Annotated in this window: 13 protein-coding genes and 1 tRNA gene; 5 read left to right on the top strand and 9 right to left on the bottom strand. The window is 70.1% G+C overall.

All coding sequences use genetic code 11. From position 1 onward, the window contains the following. Positions 1 to 13 precede the first annotated feature (13 nt). Positions 14 to 1,312, bottom strand: a complete 1,299-nt coding sequence (locus ABZ717_RS20465) for an ABC transporter substrate-binding protein (RefSeq protein ID WP_358512899.1) — start codon at positions 1,310 to 1,312, stop codon at positions 14 to 16. A 221-nt stretch (positions 1,313 to 1,533) separates the two neighbouring features. On the opposite strand from ABZ717_RS20465, the gene ABZ717_RS20460 reads away from it, so the two are divergent. Both ABZ717_RS20460 and ABZ717_RS20455 read left to right on the top strand, forming a co-directional pair. Next, on the top strand, positions 1,534 to 2,544 hold the full coding sequence (locus ABZ717_RS20460; RefSeq protein ID WP_358512897.1) for a LacI family DNA-binding transcriptional regulator: 1,011 nt from the start codon (positions 1,534 to 1,536) through the stop codon (positions 2,542 to 2,544). A 41-nt stretch (positions 2,545 to 2,585) separates the two neighbouring features. Beyond that, on the top strand, positions 2,586 to 4,199 hold the full coding sequence (locus ABZ717_RS20455) for an alpha-amylase family glycosyl hydrolase (protein ID WP_358512895.1): 1,614 nt from the start codon (positions 2,586 to 2,588) through the stop codon (positions 4,197 to 4,199). Here ABZ717_RS20455 and ABZ717_RS20450 read toward each other — a convergent pair. Beyond that, positions 4,196 to 5,152 carry a WYL domain-containing protein gene (locus ABZ717_RS20450; RefSeq protein WP_358512893.1) on the bottom strand — a complete coding sequence of 319 codons (957 nt, stop codon included), beginning with the start codon at positions 5,150 to 5,152 and terminating at the stop codon, positions 4,196 to 4,198. The two genes, ABZ717_RS20455 and ABZ717_RS20450, sit on opposite strands and share 4 nt — an antisense overlap. Positions 5,153 to 5,214: 62 nt before the next feature. On the opposite strand from ABZ717_RS20450, the gene ABZ717_RS20445 reads away from it, so the two are divergent. Then, positions 5,215 to 6,408 (top strand): epoxide hydrolase family protein, encoded by a 1,194-nt coding sequence (locus tag ABZ717_RS20445; RefSeq protein WP_358512891.1) that lies wholly within the window; start codon positions 5,215 to 5,217, stop codon positions 6,406 to 6,408. 174 nt (positions 6,409 to 6,582) lie between these two features. Beyond that, positions 6,583 to 7,671 carry a serine hydrolase domain-containing protein gene (locus tag ABZ717_RS20440; RefSeq protein ID WP_358512889.1) on the top strand — a complete coding sequence of 363 codons (1,089 nt, stop codon included), beginning with the start codon at positions 6,583 to 6,585 and terminating at the stop codon, positions 7,669 to 7,671. A gap of 306 nt (positions 7,672 to 7,977) precedes the next feature. Here ABZ717_RS20440 and ABZ717_RS20435 read toward each other — a convergent pair. From ABZ717_RS20435 to nadD, 4 genes are all read right to left on the bottom strand, one after another. Continuing rightward, a tRNA-Ala gene (locus ABZ717_RS20435) sits at positions 7,978 to 8,050 on the bottom strand. Between the two features lie 76 nt (positions 8,051 to 8,126). Beyond that, positions 8,127 to 8,750, bottom strand: a complete 624-nt coding sequence (locus tag ABZ717_RS20430) for a histidine phosphatase family protein (RefSeq protein WP_358512887.1) — start codon at positions 8,748 to 8,750, stop codon at positions 8,127 to 8,129. A 47-nt stretch (positions 8,751 to 8,797) separates the two neighbouring features. Further along, positions 8,798 to 9,193: a ribosome silencing factor gene (rsfS, locus tag ABZ717_RS20425; RefSeq protein ID WP_358512885.1), complete on the bottom strand. Its 396-nt coding sequence runs from the start codon at positions 9,191 to 9,193 to the stop codon at positions 8,798 to 8,800. Between the two features lie 59 nt (positions 9,194 to 9,252). Further along, on the bottom strand, positions 9,253 to 9,867 hold the full coding sequence (nadD, locus tag ABZ717_RS20420) for a nicotinate-nucleotide adenylyltransferase (protein ID WP_358512934.1): 615 nt from the start codon (positions 9,865 to 9,867) through the stop codon (positions 9,253 to 9,255). A gap of 280 nt (positions 9,868 to 10,147) precedes the next feature. Between nadD and ABZ717_RS20415 the strand changes: the two genes are divergently transcribed. After that, complete coding sequence (locus ABZ717_RS20415; RefSeq protein WP_358512883.1) at positions 10,148 to 11,230, top strand: M48 family metallopeptidase; 1,083 nt, start codon at positions 10,148 to 10,150, stop codon at positions 11,228 to 11,230. Between the two features lie 98 nt (positions 11,231 to 11,328). Here the strand turns inward: ABZ717_RS20415 and ABZ717_RS20410 are convergent, their stop codons facing one another. From ABZ717_RS20410 to ABZ717_RS20400, 3 genes are all read right to left on the bottom strand, one after another. Next, complete coding sequence (locus tag ABZ717_RS20410; RefSeq protein ID WP_358512881.1) at positions 11,329 to 12,045, bottom strand: prolyl oligopeptidase family serine peptidase; 717 nt, start codon at positions 12,043 to 12,045, stop codon at positions 11,329 to 11,331. A 10-nt stretch (positions 12,046 to 12,055) separates the two neighbouring features. Beyond that, complete coding sequence (locus ABZ717_RS20405; protein WP_358512879.1) at positions 12,056 to 14,437, bottom strand: bifunctional salicylyl-CoA 5-hydroxylase/oxidoreductase; 2,382 nt, start codon at positions 14,435 to 14,437, stop codon at positions 12,056 to 12,058. Positions 14,438 to 14,548: 111 nt separating this feature from the next. Continuing rightward, complete coding sequence (locus ABZ717_RS20400) at positions 14,549 to 16,195, bottom strand: benzoate-CoA ligase family protein (RefSeq protein WP_358512877.1); 1,647 nt, start codon at positions 16,193 to 16,195, stop codon at positions 14,549 to 14,551. Between the last annotated feature and the right edge of the window lie 75 nt (positions 16,196 to 16,270).

Below are 16,270 nucleotides of genomic sequence, written 5' to 3'. Positions count from 1 at the left end.
GGACATCGCTCCTCTACTCTCCCTCGAGTGCGTTGCCGGCGGCGGTGTCCACGGCCTGCAGCGCGGTCTCCGGGTCCTCTTGACCGAGGAAGGCCGGGTGCAGGTTGTCCTGGATCTCCAGGGACAACGAGTTGTAGCCGGGCACCGGCGGGCGGGCCTGCGCCTCGGCGAGGATGTCTCCGAGCATCTCGAAGTTGGGGTCCTCGGCCTCCTCGTAGGCGCTGACCATGGTCGGCGGGAGGCTGTTGTCGGCGAGGATGGCCTGCGCCTCGGGGTCGGTGGCGGCCCAGAGCACGAACTCGCTCGCCAGTTCCTTGTTCTCGCTCAGGCTGCTGACGGCGTTGTTGAGCCCACCCAGGGCGCTGGTGCCCGACTCACCGGTGAAGGAGGGCAGCGGCGCCACCGCGAAGTCCTCGGCGACCGCGCTCTCCTCGCCCTCCAGGAGCGGGACGGCGTAGGGCCAGTTGCGCATGTAGACGGCCTCGCCGGACTGGAAGAGGGCACGGGCGTCGTCCTCGACCATCGAGTCGAAGCCCTCGGCGAAGAACCCGTTCTCCTGCCCCTCGATCATGAAGTCCAGGGCGGTCTGGGCGGCGTCGCCCTCCAGGAACGTGGAGTTCTCCTGGGACTCGTCGAAGAGTTCGCCCCCGGCGGACCAGAACATCTCCAGGTACGTGACGACGAAGCCCTCGTACTGGTCGCCCTGACCGACGAAGGGCGCGATGCCCTCCTCCTCGGCTGCCGCCATGCCGGTCTCGTAGAGCTCGTCCCAGGTGGTGGGCGGCTCGTCGATGAGGTCGGTGCGGTAGTAGAGGAAGGCCCCGTTGGAGGAGTACGGCAGGGCGTAGAGCTCCTGCTGCCACTGCGCGCTGTCGATGGCGCCGGGCAGGCTCACGTCCTCGATGTCGCCGCGCATGTCCTCCAGGCTCTCGATGTAGCCGAAGTCGGCGAACTCTCCGGTCCAGATGACGTCGAGGCCGAGCACGTCGAACTCGCCGGCCTGGGCCTGCAGGTCCTGGAACATGGCCTGGCGCTGCTCGTCGGCGGTGGGGGCGAGGAAGAAGATCTCGACCTGCCGGTCGGGGTTGTTCTCGTTCCACAGGCGGGCCACATCCTCGTGGATGTGGCGGTCGGCGCCGGTGACCGCCCACACGAACTGGGGGTCGTCGGCCAGGCCGGCGCTCTCACCCTCGGCGTCGGACTCCTGCCCGGGGGGTTCTCCACAGGCGGTGGCCAGGGTCAGGACCAGGGTCGCGAGGGCCGCACCACCCGCTCGCCATGTGAATCGCCGGTGCCATGGAAGTGCTGGCATGCCTCTCTCCTTTTCGCGCCTCCGCGGGAGATGTGGAGACACGGCGTCGAGGTGCCGGGACAACGCCCGGTTCGGTTGTTTGAAAACGATGCCATCGAATATGTGATCTAGTCAACATACTTCCTTGATACGTGTGCATATTTGGTGGCGATGGAGGTGATGGTGTAGGTAAATCTATTGAAAACGTTGCCATAGTGGATGATCACTCCTACCGTGGAAGTATGAGCAAACACCCCCCGAGCATGCGGGACGTCGCACGTCGCGCAGGGGTCTCACTGTCCACGGTCTCGCGTGTGATGCGCGGCGTCCCGGGGGTCGCCCCCGCCGTCCGCCAACGCGTACAGGAAGCGGCCGACGAACTCTCCTACGTGGTCTCGCGCAACGCCTCAGGGCTGGTCACCGGGCGCACCGGCCGGGTGGCGGTGATCGTCCCGTTCCTGCAGCCGTGGTTCTTCGGATCGGTCCTGGCCGGCATCAGCGACGGTCTGCAGCGCGCCGGCCTGGACATGCTCGTGTACCAGGTGGGAGAGCTGCGCCGACAGCCCGGTTGGACGAGTTCGCTGCCGCTGAGGCGCAACAGCGACGCGGTCATCACGGTGGCCATGGACCTGTCGGCCGAGGAGTGCGGGCGTCTGGACGACGTCGGTGTTCCCCTCGTCCTCACCGGACAGTCCGTCCCCGGCCGGGCCGGGGTGTTCATCGACGACCGGCAGGGGGTCGCCAAGGCCACACGACACCTGCTCAACCTCGGCCACACCCGCGTGGCCTACATCGGTTCCGAGGGCGGTTCGTGGCGCGGCCGGAGCTCACGGGACCGGTTGGAGGGCTTCCAGAGCACCATGGTCGACGCCGGACTCGCCGAGTGGAGCGTGCTGAGCACACCCGGCCGGCGGGGAGGTGAACTCGCCATGGGGGAGCTGCTCTCCGACCATCGGCCGCCCACCGCCGTCCTCACCGAGTTCGACGACATCGCCATGGGCGCGCACCGCACGCTGCGCCGATCCGGCATCCCCGTACCCGGGGCGATCTCGCTGATGGGCTTCGACAACCACGAGGCCGCCGCGATCCTGGACCTGACCACCGTCGACCAGTCGCCCCGCGCGATCGGAACGGCCGCCGCCGACCTCACCGTGGACATCCTCGCCGGCGAGGCCCCACCGGACCGACACGTGGAGATGCCCACCCGGCTCATCCTCCGACAGTCCACCTCGGCTCCGCTACCGAGCGAGTGACCATCCCGACCGTCCGATCGACCAGGTCAGAAGGAGAGAACATGCGACCGTGGTGGCGCGACGCCGTCCTCTATCAGGTCTACCCGCGCAGCCTCGCCGACTCCGACGGTGACGGGGTGGGCGACCTGCGCGGGATCACCGACCGGCTGGACCACGTGGCGGGGCTGGGCGCCGACGGGATCTGGCTGTCGCCGTTCTACCGCTCTCCTTGGGCCGACGGCGGTTACGACGTGTCCGACTTCCGCGACGTCGACCCCCTGCTCGGCACGCTCACCGACTTCGACGCCATGGTCGAGGCCGCGCACGCCCGCGACCTGCGAGTGATGATCGACATCGTGCCCAACCACACCTCCCAGGAGCACCCCTGGTTCCGGGCGGCGCTGGCCTCACCCGACGCTCCGGAGCGGGACCTGTACGTGTTCCGGGACGGGCGCGGGCCCGACGGCTCCGAGCCGCCCACGAACTGGCGCTCCACCTTCGGTGGGCCCGCGTGGACCCGGGTTCCGGACGGGCGGTGGTACCTGCACATGTTCGCCCCCGAGCAACCGGACCTGAACTGGGACGACGAACGGGTCCGCGAGGAGTTCCGGGACATCCTGCGCTTCTGGAGCGATCGCGGCGTGGACGGTTTCCGCATCGACGTGGCCTACGCCCTGGTCAAGGACCTGGAGCCGCTGCGCGACCTGATCCTTGTGGACGGTGGGCGGTTCGAGGACATCGCCGCCAACCCCGACCACCCGTTCCTGGACCGGCCCGAGGTACACGAGGTGTACCGGGACTGGAACGGTGTGCTGTCCGCCTACGACCCGCCGCGCGCGACCGTCGCCGAGGTGTGGCTGCCCGGGGAGCGTCGTGTGCGCTACACCCGGCCCGACGAGCTCGACCAGGCGTTCAACTTCGAGTACCTCATGGCCCCCTGGGACGCGGACGCCTACCGGAGGGTGATCGCCTCCTCCATCGCCGACGCCACCAGGGTGGGCACCGTCCCCACGTGGGTGACCGGCAACCACGACGTGGTGCGCAAACCCTCCCTGCTGGGGCTGCCCGCGGGCACCGATCCGCGTCGCTGGCTGCTGTCGGACGGCCACGACCCCGAACCCGACCACGCCCTGGGCCGGGCCCGCGCCCGCGCGTTGGCGCTGCTCACCCTGGCCCTGCCGGGGTCGGCCTACGTCTACCAGGGCGAGGAGCTGGGGTTGCCGGAGGTCGCGGACCTGCCGGCCGACGCGTTGGAGGACCCCCGGTGGCGGGGCAGCGGACACACCGACAAGGGCCGGGACGGCTGTCGGGTCCCCCTGCCCTGGACCCGGGAGGGCGCCTCGTTCGGGTTCGGTCAGGGAGGTTCCTGGCTCCCCCAGCCCGACTGGTGGGGCGAGTACTCGGCCCAGGCCCAGGAGGAGGACCTGGACTCGACGCTGTGGCTGTACCGGAACGCGCTGCGGTTGCGCCGGACCTTCTCCGACGACGAGGTCCTGGTGTGGGACGACGCCCTGAACCTGGGCCCGGTGGTGGCGTTCCGCCGAGGCGAGGTGCTGGTTCTGGTCAACACCGGCCCCGAACCGGTGCCGTTGCCCGTCGGCGAAGTACTGCTGTCCAGCACCGACGTGACCACCGACCTCCCCGGTGACGCCGCCGTGTGGCTGCGCGCCGTCTAGGGGTCGACGGCGGCGGCGCAGCGGCGGGCCTGGGCCCGGAAGGCCTCCGCCAGACCCTCCGGGCCCTCGACCAGGGTGAAGTCGGTGTGCGTCGAGGTGATCATCCAGACCAGGTCGTGGAGGGTCTCCGCGCCCAGGTGCAGCAGACAGGAAGCCTCGTCCACGGCCTCCACGACCCCCATCCCCGGCCAGACGCGGTCGGCCACGGTATCGGCCGCCTCATGCAGGCGGACCACCGCCCGGCAGGGCCAGGTCTGCGACGACAGCCGGTGCGACAGGTAGGCCGCCACGTCGCCGTGCGGGGGCACGCGCGGGTCGAACCGGGGGCCGGTGGGCGTGCGCGGGACGAGTCGGTCGACCCGGAAGCCGCGCCAGTCCTCTCGGTCGAGGTCGAAGGCGACCAGGTACCAGCGGGCACCGAAGCTGACCAGGCCGTGCGGCTCCACCCTGCGCGCCGACGTGTCACCGTGCACGCCGGTGTGGTCCATGCGCAGCACCTCACGGCGACGGCAGGCCTCGGCGACCGCCATCAGCGTCTCGGCGGACACCGTCGGCCCGGGTTCGACGCCGGCCCGCACGGTGGCGCCGCGCAGGGTGCGCACCCGCTGCCGCAGTCGTGAGGGCAGCACCTGTTCCAGTTTGGCGAGCGCCCGCCCCGAGGCCTCCTCGATTCCACTCACCGACCCCGCGGTACGGAGTCCCACAACCACCGCGACGGCCTCCTCGTCGTCGAGCAGCAGGGGCGGCATGGCCGCGCCGGGACCCAGCCGGTACCCGGCGACGCCCCGGGTGGCGTGCACCGGATAGCCGAGTTCACGCAGCCGCTCCACGTCCCGGCGCACGGTGCGCGGGGTGACGTCGAGGCGTTCGGCCAGGGTGGCGCCGGACCATTCGCGTTGGGTCTGCAACAGGGCCAGGAGCGCGAGCAGCCGCGCGGAGGTCGTTTCCGCCATGGCACCATTCTCACGCGCGCTTAGGAATGATCCTGACCTAACCGGTTCCTAGCGTGGATGGCATGACGAACCCGGCGCGGCGAATCCGCCCCTTCCGCATCGAGATCCCCGAGGATCACCTGACCGACCTCCGCTCTCGGTTGGCGGGCACCCGTTGGCCCGCCGAACCACCCGGGGTCGGCTGGGACCGCGGGGTCCCGGTCGGCTACCTCAAGGAGCTGGCCGAGTACTGGCGCACCACCTACGACTGGCGGGCCGCCGAGGCGGAGATCAACGCCCATCCGCAGTTCACCACCGAGGTCGACGGCCAGAACGTGCACTTCCTGCACGTCCGTTCGTCCGAGTCGGAGGCCACCCCTCTGTTGATGACGCACGGCTGGCCCGGCGCCGTGACCGACTTCCTGGACGTCATCGGGCCGCTCACCGACCCGCGTGCCCACGGCGGCGACCCCGCGGACGCCTTCCACCTGGTGATCCCGTCCCTGCCGGGCTTCGGCTTCTCGACCCCGTTGGCGGGCCCGGGGATGAACGCCTCCCGGATGGGAGGGGTGTTCCTCGAACTGATGGCCCGCCTCGGATACGAGCGCTTCGCCGTACACGGTTACGACACCGGGGCGTGGGTGGCACCGACCATCGGTGAGCAGGCGCCCGAACGGGTTCTCGGTGTGCACGTCAACGGGATGATCACCTTCCCGTACGACGACGAGGAGACCAAGGGCCTGTCCGAGCCGGACCAGCGGCGGTGGGACTCCATGCGGGACTACAACGACGGTTACCTGCGGTGCAACGGCAAGCGACCGCAGACCGTGGCCTATGGCCTGACCGACTCGCCGGTGGGACAGCTGGCCTGGATGGTGGAGAAGTTCAAGGAGCTCTCCCTGCCGGAGGAAGGGCTTCCGGAGGAGAGCCTGGACCGCGACCGGATGCTCACCTGTGTGTCCCTGTACTGGCTGACCGGTACCGCCGCCTCGGCCGCGCAGATCTACTACGAGGAGATGTCGGCGAGCGAATGGAGCGCTTCGGGAGACCAGGGTGATTCCGGGGGCTGGGACGCCGAGGAAAGCGGCGCCGAGGCCAAGGGGGCGCCGACCGGGGTACTGCTATCGGCCCACGACGTGACCGTGCGGCGCTGGGCCGAACGCGACCATCACGTGATGCGCTGGACCGAACTCGACGCGGGCGGCCACTTCCTGTCCCTGGAGAGGCCGGACCTGCTGGTCGGCGACCTCCGTGCCTTCTTCCGCGACCTGCAGTAGGCCGACGAGCCTCATGGCCCGTGGCCGGATCCGGCCACGGGCCCTTCGCTCGACACCGCGCGTACGCGCAATATCCTGACCACTTCCTCGACCGCCCTTCCAAGGGATCGGGGAGCCCTTGGGCGCCCACCACGAAGAATCGAACGAGGTGCCGACGGCACTGGAGACGACGACGTGATCACGACCCCCTCCCCCGACAACCACGTCCCCGCCGACCTCGACGCGCGAATGCGGCGCCTGCTGGAACGGCTCGTGGGCCGTAGCGACGTACACCACGCCTGCGTCGCCGTCACCGGCCGCGGCCACCACTGGGCGGCCGCGCGGGGCCCGGACGACCTCGGATCGCGCCCCGACACCCCGTTCTTCGTCGCGAGCGTCACCAAGCGCTTCATCGTCACGTTGGCCCTGCGGGCCCATGAGCGCGGCGAACTCGACCTGGACTCACCCTTGATCGCCCACCTGCCCGAGGCCACCGGCGTCCACGTCCTCGACGGGGTCGACCACACGCCGACCATCACGCTGCGGCACCTGGCGAGCCACACCTCGGGGCTCCCCGACCACTTCGAGAAACGCCGCGAGGGTCCAAGCCTCAACGAACACCTCGTCGCCGGGCGGGACACCGCCTGGATCTTCGAGGACATCCTGCGGACCACCCGTGAGCAGCAGCGACCGTACTTCCCACCCCAGGATCTGTCCGCCGCCCGACAGAAGGCCCGTTACTCCGACACCGGTTTCCAGTTGCTCATCCGTGTCCTGGAGCGGACGACCGGACGTTCGTTCGGTGCCCTGCTCGCCGAGCGGATCCTCGTCCCCCTGGGGTTGAAGGACACCCGACCGCCCGGCCCACCGCCTCCCGGCATGGCACCGCTGCACACGAAACAGCGCCGCGTCGAACTCCCCGCCCTGCTCACGTCCAGCAACGACCTGTACAGCACCACCGGTGACCTGATCACCTTTCAACGGGCGCTGCTCGACGGAAGGATCCTGGACGACCCGAGCCCACTGACCGAGCGGCGCAACCGACTGCGCAACCTCCCGATGATCCACTACGGGCTGGGCACCATGTACTTCCACGTCAATCGGCTCTTGGCCGGTGGCCGGGCGCCTCTCACGCTCATCGGCCACGCCGGCGGCACCGGGACCTGGCTGTTCCACTGCCCCGAACTGGACCTGCACCTGGCCGGGAGCATCGACCAGACCAAGGGGGCCGCGGTCCCCTTCCAGTACCTGGCCGGTTTCCTGAACGCCTGGCGTTCGTCGTAAGCCCTCTGGCCAGAAAGAACAAGGCCCCCGGCGAGCACACACCGGGGGTCTGGGGGTCGCCCCCAGAAGAAACGACGAAACGACCTGGCGAGGCGGACGAAGTCCCCCGAGCAGAGTCGTCCTGAATATCGGGGGTCTGGGGGTCGCCCCCAGAAGAAACGACGAAACGACCTGGCGAGGTGGACAAAGTCCCCCGAGCAGAGTCGTCCTGAATATCGGGGGTCTGGGGGTCGCCCCCAGAAGAAACGACGAAACGACCTGGCGAGGTGGACGAAGTCCCCCGAGCAAGGTCGTTCCGGAGTGGAGTGGAGCTATGGGGATTCGAACCCCAGACCTCCTCCATGCCATGGAGGCGCGCTACCGACTGCGCCATAGCCCCTTGTGGGAGTCGTCGGGGCTGCGCCCTTTCGACTCCCTGAACTTTAGCGGATGATCGGCCGTTCGTCGAAACGGAATCAGGCGTCGTCGCTGAGGACGACGGGCTCGGGGAGGCTGGCGGCGTTGTGTTCCATGAGTCGCCAGGTCTCACCACGGGCCTGGAGGACGGACCAGTTGCAGTTGCCGAGGGGGCCGAGGAGCTCGCGGCGTTCGTCGGGGATGTCGAGCATGCGCGAGATCCCCACACGCAGGGCCGCCCCGTGGCTGACCATGACGAGGAGGCCGCCGGCGGGGGTCTTGGCGAGTCCCCGTTCGATGGCCGCGCGCATGCGGTCGCCGACGTCGGCGATGGCCTCTCCGTCGGGGATGTCCATGGTCGGGTGTTGGGCGGGGTAGCGCTCGGCGAGTTCGGTGGCGGTGTGCCCTTCCCAGGATCCGCCGTAGCGTTCGCGCAGGCCCTTGTCGAACTCCACCGGAAGCCCGGAGGCACGTTCGAGGTATCCGGCGGTGTCGGCGGCGCGCTTGAGGTCGGACGCGACGATGAGGGCGGGGTTCAAGGTCGCGAGCAGCCGACCGGCCCGTTCGGCCTGAGCGTGGCCGACCGGGTCGAGGTCGATGTCGGTCTGCCCCTGGAAGCGTTTCTCGACGTTCCAGGAGGTGCGTCCGTGCCGCCAGAACAGCACACGAGGGGTGTCACTCACGTGGTGTGTCTCTCTTGTCCGGCGGCCGCTGCGGCCGCGTGGGCTTGCTACTCGTCCAGCGGGGTGCGTTCGGCCCCGCGGGAGCCCTCGGGGAGCTCGATCTCGGGGCAGTCCTTCCAGAGGCGTTCGAGCCCGTAGAAGCCGCGCTCCTCCTCGTGCTGGACGTGCACGATGATCTCGGCGTAGTCCAGCAGGACCCAGCGGCCGTCGCGTTCGCCCTCGCGGCGGACGGGCTTGGCGCCGGACTTGATGCGCAGCTGGTCCTCGACCTCGTCGACGATGGCGCGGACCTGACGGTCGTTGGGCGCCGAGCACAGCACGAAGGCGTCGGTGATCATGAGCTGTTCGCTGACGTCGTAGGCGATGATCTCCTGGCCGAGCTTGTCGGAGGCGGCCTCTGCGGCGACCTGGACCAGTTCCACTGCCCTGTCGGTGGCTGTCACGTTGTGGTTGCTGCCTTCACTTGATCGGGTGCGACCGGTGACGGTTGTGGTCCGTCACCTCATGGCTCCAGGTAGAGCCCGGTCTTGTGGATGTAGCGGACGATGCCGTCGGGTACCAGGTACCAGATGGGTTCGCCCTTGCGGACGCGTTCGCGGCACTCGGTCGAGGAGATGGCGAGCGCGGGGACCTCCACCAGGGAGACCTTGCCTTCGGGAAGGCCGGTGTCGCTGAGGTGGTGTCCGGGCCGGTTACAGCCTACGAAATGCGCGAGGTCGAAGAGTTCGTCGACGTTGTGCCAGCTGAGGATCGCGCCGAGGGCGTCGGCTCCGGTGATGAAGTACAACTCCACGTCGGGCCCGTAGGAGGCGCGCATCTGGCGGAGGGTGTCGATGGTGTAGGTCGGCCCGGAGCGATCGATCTCGGCACGATCGACCCGGAATTGGGGGTTCTCGGCCGTGGCGATGACCGTCATCAGGTAGCGGTCCTCGGAGGGGGTGACCTTGGCGGGGTCCTTCTGCCAGGGCTGTCCGGTGGGAACGAAGACGACCTCGTCGAGCCCGAAGAGGTGGGCGACCTCACTGGCGGCCACGAGGTGACCGTGGTGGATGGGGTCGAAGGTTCCACCCATGATGCCGACCTTGGTCGGGGACGTTCCGACCCGTCTCTGTCTCAGCGCGGTCTCGTCCTGGGGGGAGGCGCCGGTGGCCTGGTCCGTCACTGTGCGCTCCGTTTCGCCGTATCACTGTCTTGGTGGCCCGTTTCAGCCACCTGAGGGTAGCCGACCCCGGGTACCGGTGGTCGACCGTGTGTCGTGTCATCATCGCCCTGAACTGCTCGAACAAGGCCTGTGCCCGCTTCCTTCCCCGCAGGTCGTGAAGGATGTGCACGAACGCGTCATATCTCGTTCGCCGCAAACCGTGGCCAAGCCGCATCGTGACGCATAGCATGCCGATATGGCCAACTCACCAGATCGCGTCCGTGTCCGGCTCACCGATATCTCCGCGCGTGCCTACGAGCACCCCGCCGATCGTGGCGCCCTGGTGGCGCTGCGATCCCTGACGGGTTTCGACACCCTCGTCAAGTCCGTTTTCGGGCGGATCAACGAACGCTCCCTGCGCCTGATGTTCCTCTCCAGCGCCGTGCGGGTCAGCCCCACCCAGTTCCCGGAACTGCACGACTACCTGCGCGACGCGGCCTACGTCCTGGACCTGGACGAGGTTCCCGAGCTCTACGTCAAGATGGATCCCCAGCCCAACGCCATGGCGATCGGCCGCAAGAAGCCGTTCATCGTCATGACGACCGGTCTGTTCGACCTGTTCGACGCCGAGGAGAAGCGGTTCGTCATCGGGCACGAGGTCGGGCACGTGCTCAGTGGCCACACCATCTACCGCACGTTGCTCCTGTTGCTGGTGTGGCTGTCCACCAAGATCATGTGGATCCCGTTGGGCGCCATCGCCATCCAGGCGATCCTGGCGGGGCTGCGGGAGTGGCAGCGCAAGTCCGAGTTGTCCAGTGACCGTGCCGGGCTGCTCGCCTGCCAGAACCCGGACGCCGCCAAGCGCGCCCTGATGAAGCTCGCCGGTGGTTCCAACCTGTCCCAGATGAACCCCGATTCCTTCATGGAGCAGGCTCGCGAGTACGAGGGCGGCGGCGACGCCGTGGACAGCGTGCTGAAGCTGATGACCACCGTTCCGGCGACGCACCCCTTCGCGGTGGTCCGGGTGGCCGAGCTGCACCGGTGGGTGGAGAGCGGCGAGTACCAGCGCGTCGTCGACGGCGACTATCCCCGCCGCTCCACCGACCGTGACGCCAAAGTCACCGAGGAGGCGGGCAACGCGGCCAGGTCCTACCGGGACGAGTGGAACCGCACCAGCGACCCGCTGGTCAGCACCCTGCGCGGGGTGGCCGACGGCGCCGGGCGCGCGGGCGGCCGCATCTTCGACTCGATGGCGGACCGCTGGCGGAACGGTGGGAACCAGGGCGACACCCGGGGCGAGTCCGGTTCGGGCGGCACGAACGGCTCCAACGACAACTGACCTCGACCGGAACACCGTCGTGGTCGATGGCGGGGGTGGAGGGGTCGATCGGTATGGTCGCCCCTCCACCCCCGCCGTTCGTCGTGCGGGCCCGGTCGTCAGCGGGCGCCGAGGGCGTCGCGCACGGTACGCCAGGCGGTGTGCGCGGGGTCGATGACGGCGAAGTGGTCGGCTCCGGCGATCTCCCGGTACTCCACGGGGTCACCGGCGGCCCGGGCCGCGGCCACGTAGTCGCGGCTGTGTTCGACGGGAACCCGTTGGTCGGCGGCGCCGTGCACGATCAACTGCGGGACTCCGATGGGGAGTCGGTGCAGGGGCGAGGATTCCGTGTACAGCTCGGGGGCGGGATCGGGGCCGAGGAAGGGTGCGACGGCGTCCTCTCCCAGCCCGGCGTCGGCGCAGCGGCGCAGGTCGGTGATGGGCGCCAGGGTGACCACGGAGGTGACGAGGGAGTCCGCGGCGGTCATGAGGGCGAGGTGCCCGCCGGCGGAGTGACCGATGGCGACCACGCGTGAGGTGTCCAGCCCGTCCTCGTGGTCGGCGGTGGCGGCGAGCAGGTCCAGGGCGCGGGCGACGTCGTGGGCCGTCCGTGGCCAGCCACCGCCGTCGGTTCCGGTGCGGCGGTATTCGACGTTCCACACGAACCACCCGGCGGCGGCCAGGTCCCCGGCCAAGGGGTCCATGAGGCGCGCGTCGTGCAGGTCCCGCCACCAGCCGCCGTGCAGTAGAACCGCGACCGGGGCGGGTCCGTCGTACCGGCGTGGCTCGTGGCGGTGGACGATCTGGCTGGGGTGGTCGCCATAGGCGGTCGACACCGTGGTCTCCCTAGGGCTCGTCTCGGGTGGTGTGGGGACGCCACCGTCGGTGCCGGGTGGAGTCGTCGCCGGACCGTAGCAGTTCGAGTCGGGGACGCGGCCCGTCGGTGCGTCCGGTGGGGGGTTTGCGGCTACCGGCGCGGAAGGGGACCGGCCAGGTGACGCCGGGGCCCGCGTAGTCCTGTTCGGCGGCGGCGTGGAGGGTCCAGTGCGGGTCGTACAGGTGGGGGCGGCCCAGGGCGCACAGGTCGGCGCGACCGGCCAGGATGGTCGAGTTGACGTCGTCGTGGGAGGAGATGGCGCCCACGGCGATGACGGGGACACCGAGTTCGCGGCGGACTCGTTCGGCGTAGGGGACCTGGTAGCTGCGCCCGAACGCGGGTTCCTCGTCGGGGGTGACCTGTCCGGTGGAGACGTCGATGGCGTCGGCTCCGGCCGCGACGAGGGCGCGGGCGATCCGGACCGCGTCGTCGCCGGTGGTGCCGCCCTCGACCCAGTCGGTGGCGGATACGCGCACGGTGAGGGGTTTGTGGTCGGGCCAGGCGGCGCGCACGGCGGTGAGGACTTCCAGGGGGTAGCGGAGCCGGCCGGTCAGGTCGCCCCCGTAGGCGTCGGTGCGTCGGTTGGTGACCGGGGACAGGAACGAGGACAGCAGGTAGCCGTGCGCGCAGTGGAGTTCGAGCAGGTCGAACCCGGCCCGGTCGGCGGCGTGGGCGGCGGCGACGAAGTCGTCGCGGATGGCGTCCATGGCGGCCCGGTCCAGTTCCCGGGGTACCTGGTTGACTCCGTCACGGTAGGGCAGCGGCGATGGGGAGACCACCGGCCAGTTGCCGGTGGTCAGGGGTTGGTCGATCCCCTCCCACATCAGTCGGGTGGAGCCCTTGCGGCCGGCGTGCCCGAGCTGCACTCCGACGCGGGCCCGGCTGTGCTCGTGCGCGAAGTCGGTGAAGCGGCGCCAGGCGGTCTCGTGTTCGGGTGCGTAGAGTCCGGCGCAGCCGGGGGTGATGCGGGCGTCGGCGGACACGCACACCATCTCGGTCATGACGAGTCCGGCGCCACCGAGGGCCTTGCCGCCCAGGTGGACGAGGTGGAAGTCGCCGGGGGTGCCGTCGGTGGAGGAGTACATGTCCATGGCCGAGACGACGACCCGGTTGTCCAGTTCCAACGCGCCCAGGCGGAAGGGGTGGAACATGGGCGGGCGAACTGCGGGGGCGCCTTCTCCGCCCGTGACCTCGCGGGCCACCTTGTGGGCGAACCAGTCGTCGACCCGGGCGACGAACTCCGGGTCGCGCAGGCGCAGGTTGTCGTAGGTGACGCGGCGGCTGCGGGTCAGCAGGTCGAAGGCGAACGGCAGCGGGTCGGCGTCGACGTGGCGGTGGATGTCCTCGAACCATTCCAGGCTGGCCTGGGCGGCGCGTTGGGTGCTGGTCACCACGGCTCGGCGTTCGTCCTCGTAGGCGTCCAGGGCACTCGGCAGATCGGGGTGCTCGTGCAGGCGGGCGGCGAGCGCCAGGGCGTCCTCCATGGCCAGCTTGGTGCCGGATCCGATGGAGAAGTGCGCGGTGTGCGCGGCGTCGCCGAGCAGGACGACGTTGCCATGGTGCCAGGTGCGGTTGCGGACGGTGGTGAAGCGCTGCCAGCGGGAGTTGTTGGGCAGCAGTCGGTGCCGTCCCAGGACGTCGGCGAACAGCTTCTCGCAGCGGGCGATGGCGTCGAGGTCGCTCTCCCCGGGGGCGAGGTCTCGGTCGACGAACCCGGCGGCCTCCCACACGTCCTCGGCCATCTCCACGAGGAACGTACTGGCGTCGGTCGCGTAGGGGTAGCAGTGCAGCTGCATGATCCCGTGCGGGGTGCGCAGGATGTGGAAGTTGAACGCGTCGAAGACCAGGTCGGTGCCCAGCCACATGAACCGGTTGCTCCGCGGTTCGAGGGTGGTGCCGAACGCGTCGGCGTGGGCGGTGCGCGTGGCGCTGTTCGCTCCGTCCGCGGCGACCACGAGGTCGTACTCGGCGGCGAGTTCCGCGGCGGGCGGCGCCTCGGTGCGGGTGTGGACGCGCACTCCGAGTTCGGCGCAGCGGGCGCGCAGGATCTGTAGGAGGGCCCGGCGGCCGATGGCGGCGAAGCCGTGCCCGCCGGAGGTGGTGACGGTGCCGTCGAAGTGGACGTCGATGTCGTCCCAGCGGGCGAACTCCGCGGTGAGTCGCTCGTAGGCTCGGGGGTCGGCGTGTTCGATGCCGCCGAGGGTCTCGTCGGAGAGCACCACGCCGAATCCGAAGGTGTCGTCCGGGGCGTTGCGTTCGTAGACGGTGATGTCGTGGGTGGCGTCGAGTTGTCGGGCCAGGGCCGCGAAGTACAGTCCCGCGGGTCCAGCGCCGATACACACGATGCGCATCGCGCCGCCTTCCTGTTCGTTGACGTCCTGTTCGTCGACGTCACGGTCTGCCGGGTGCCGTCGCCCGCGCGTCGGGGCGGGCCGCTCGGTGGTCGGGACTCGCGTGTGGTGTCACAGGGTGCCCTCCCGCAGCCGGAAGCGCTGGAGCTTGCCGGTGGCGGTCCGGGGCAGTTCGTCGACGAAGACCACCGAGCGCGGCGTCTTGTACGGGGAGATGCGGGAGCGCACGTGTTCGCGCAGGCGATCGGCCAGGGCGGTGTCGGCGGTCGGACCCGGCCGCGGCACCACGTACGCCCGTACGGCCAGGCCGCGTTCGGGGTCCTCCACCCCCACCACGGCCGCCTCCTCCACGTCGGGGGAGGTGAGCAGAGCCTCCTCCACCTCGGCGGGGGCGATGTTGTAGCCGGCGGAGACGATCATGTCGTCGCTGCGCGCCCGGTACCAGAAGTAGCCGTCCTCGTCGCGTACGTAGGTGTCTCCGGTGTGGTTCCAGCCGTGGCGGACGTACTCCCTCTGGCGCGGGTCGTTCAGGTAGCGGCAGCCGACGGGGCCGCGGACCGCCAGGTGTCCGGGTTCGCCGTCGGGGACGGGGTCGCCCTTGTCGTCGAGGACGGCGGCGGTGAACCCGGGGACGGGCCTGCCGGTGGAGCCGGGGCGCATGTGGTCGTCGGTGGAGGAGATGAAGATGTGCAGCATCTCGGTGGCGCCGATGCCGTCGAGCAGCCGCACACCGGTGGCCTCGAACCAGTCCCGCCAGGTGACCGCCGGCAGGTGCTCACCGGCGGACACGCACCGACGCAGGGTGGACAGGTCGCGGTCGCCGCGTCCGGCGAGCATGGCCCGGTAGGCGGTGGGCGCGGTGAACAGGATGGTGGCGCCTCGTTCGGTGACGGCGTCCAGCAGCGCCTCGGGGCGCGGGCGTTCCAGCAGCACCGTGGCGGCTCCGGCGCGCAACGGGAAGATCAGCAGTCCGCCGAGTCCGAAGGTGAACGCGAAGGGCGGGCTGCCGACGAACAGGTCCTCGGGGGCGGGCTTGAGCACTTGGGCGGAGTAGGTGTCGGCGATGGCGAGCACGTCGCGGTGGAAGTGCACGCACCCCTTGGGGTCGCCGGTGGTACCGGAGGTGTAGGCGATCATGCAGGCGTCGTCGGCGGCGGTGCGCACGGCGGTGAACGGGTCGGGGTGGGCGGCCACCCGTGCGGTGAGGTCGTCGGGGCCCTTTCCGCCGTACACCAGGGTCGAGGGGGCGTCCTCCCCCACCCGCCGGGACGCCTCGTCCAGGTCGTCCAGGAAGCGGGCGTCGCACAGCGCGTGGGCCACGTGCGCGGAGCGCAGGATGGTGGCGAGCTCACCGGCGCGCAACATCGGGAGGACGGTGACGACCACGCCCCCGGCCTTGAGCACGGCCAGCCAGCAGGCTGCGAGCCAGGGGGCGTTGGGGCCGCGCAGCAGCACCCGCTCCCCCGGTCTCAGGCCGCGTTCCTCCACCAGGACGTGGGCGATGCGATCCACCCGGTCCCGCAGTTCTCCGTAGGTCAGCGTCTCGTGTTCGCCCACGACGCAGCGCCGGTCGGCGCCGTGGCCGGCGATGGTGCCGTCCAGGAGCTCTTCCGCGCAGTTGAGGCGCTCGGGTACGTCCAGGGGTTCGATGAGCGGCCACTGTTCCAGGGGCGGCAGGTGGTCGCGGGTGAAGGTGTCCTCGTACGCGCTCGGGGTCGAGGACGGTGGGAGCGGTCGGTCGGGCGGAGAGTGCGACATTGCTGGACCTCCGAGTGCGGGGTGCGACAGCGGGCGGCGTGGCCGTGGTGACGGCTCGGTGTCGGCTCGTGGACG

It is taken from the genome of Nocardiopsis sp. NPDC006832, from assembly GCF_040635885.1.
In the GTDB taxonomy this organism is placed as follows: domain Bacteria; phylum Actinomycetota; class Actinomycetes; order Streptosporangiales; family Streptosporangiaceae; genus Nocardiopsis.
Note: the sequence above shows the minus strand (reverse complement) of the source record. Positions and strands in the feature narration are given on the sequence as shown.

Excerpts from the sequence above, each read along its gene's own strand:
- ABZ717_RS20450 (WP_358512893.1), bottom strand. The coding sequence starts at position 5,152 with ATGGCGGAAACGACCTCCGCGCGGCTGCTCGCGCTCCTGGCCCTGTTG.
- ABZ717_RS20405 (WP_358512879.1), bottom strand. The coding sequence starts at position 14,437 with ATGCGCATCGTGTGTATCGGCGCTGGACCCGCGGGACTGTACTTCGCG.
- ABZ717_RS20455 (WP_358512895.1), top strand. The coding sequence starts at position 2,586 with ATGCGACCGTGGTGGCGCGACGCCGTCCTCTATCAGGTCTACCCGCGC.
- ABZ717_RS20465 (WP_358512899.1), bottom strand. The coding sequence starts at position 1,312 with ATGCCAGCACTTCCATGGCACCGGCGATTCACATGGCGAGCGGGTGGT.
- ABZ717_RS20415 (WP_358512883.1), top strand. The coding sequence starts at position 10,148 with ATGGCCAACTCACCAGATCGCGTCCGTGTCCGGCTCACCGATATCTCC.
- ABZ717_RS20400 (WP_358512877.1), bottom strand. The coding sequence starts at position 16,195 with ATGTCGCACTCTCCGCCCGACCGACCGCTCCCACCGTCCTCGACCCCG.
- ABZ717_RS20460 (WP_358512897.1), top strand. The coding sequence starts at position 1,534 with ATGAGCAAACACCCCCCGAGCATGCGGGACGTCGCACGTCGCGCAGGG.
- ABZ717_RS20445 (WP_358512891.1), top strand. The coding sequence starts at position 5,215 with ATGACGAACCCGGCGCGGCGAATCCGCCCCTTCCGCATCGAGATCCCC.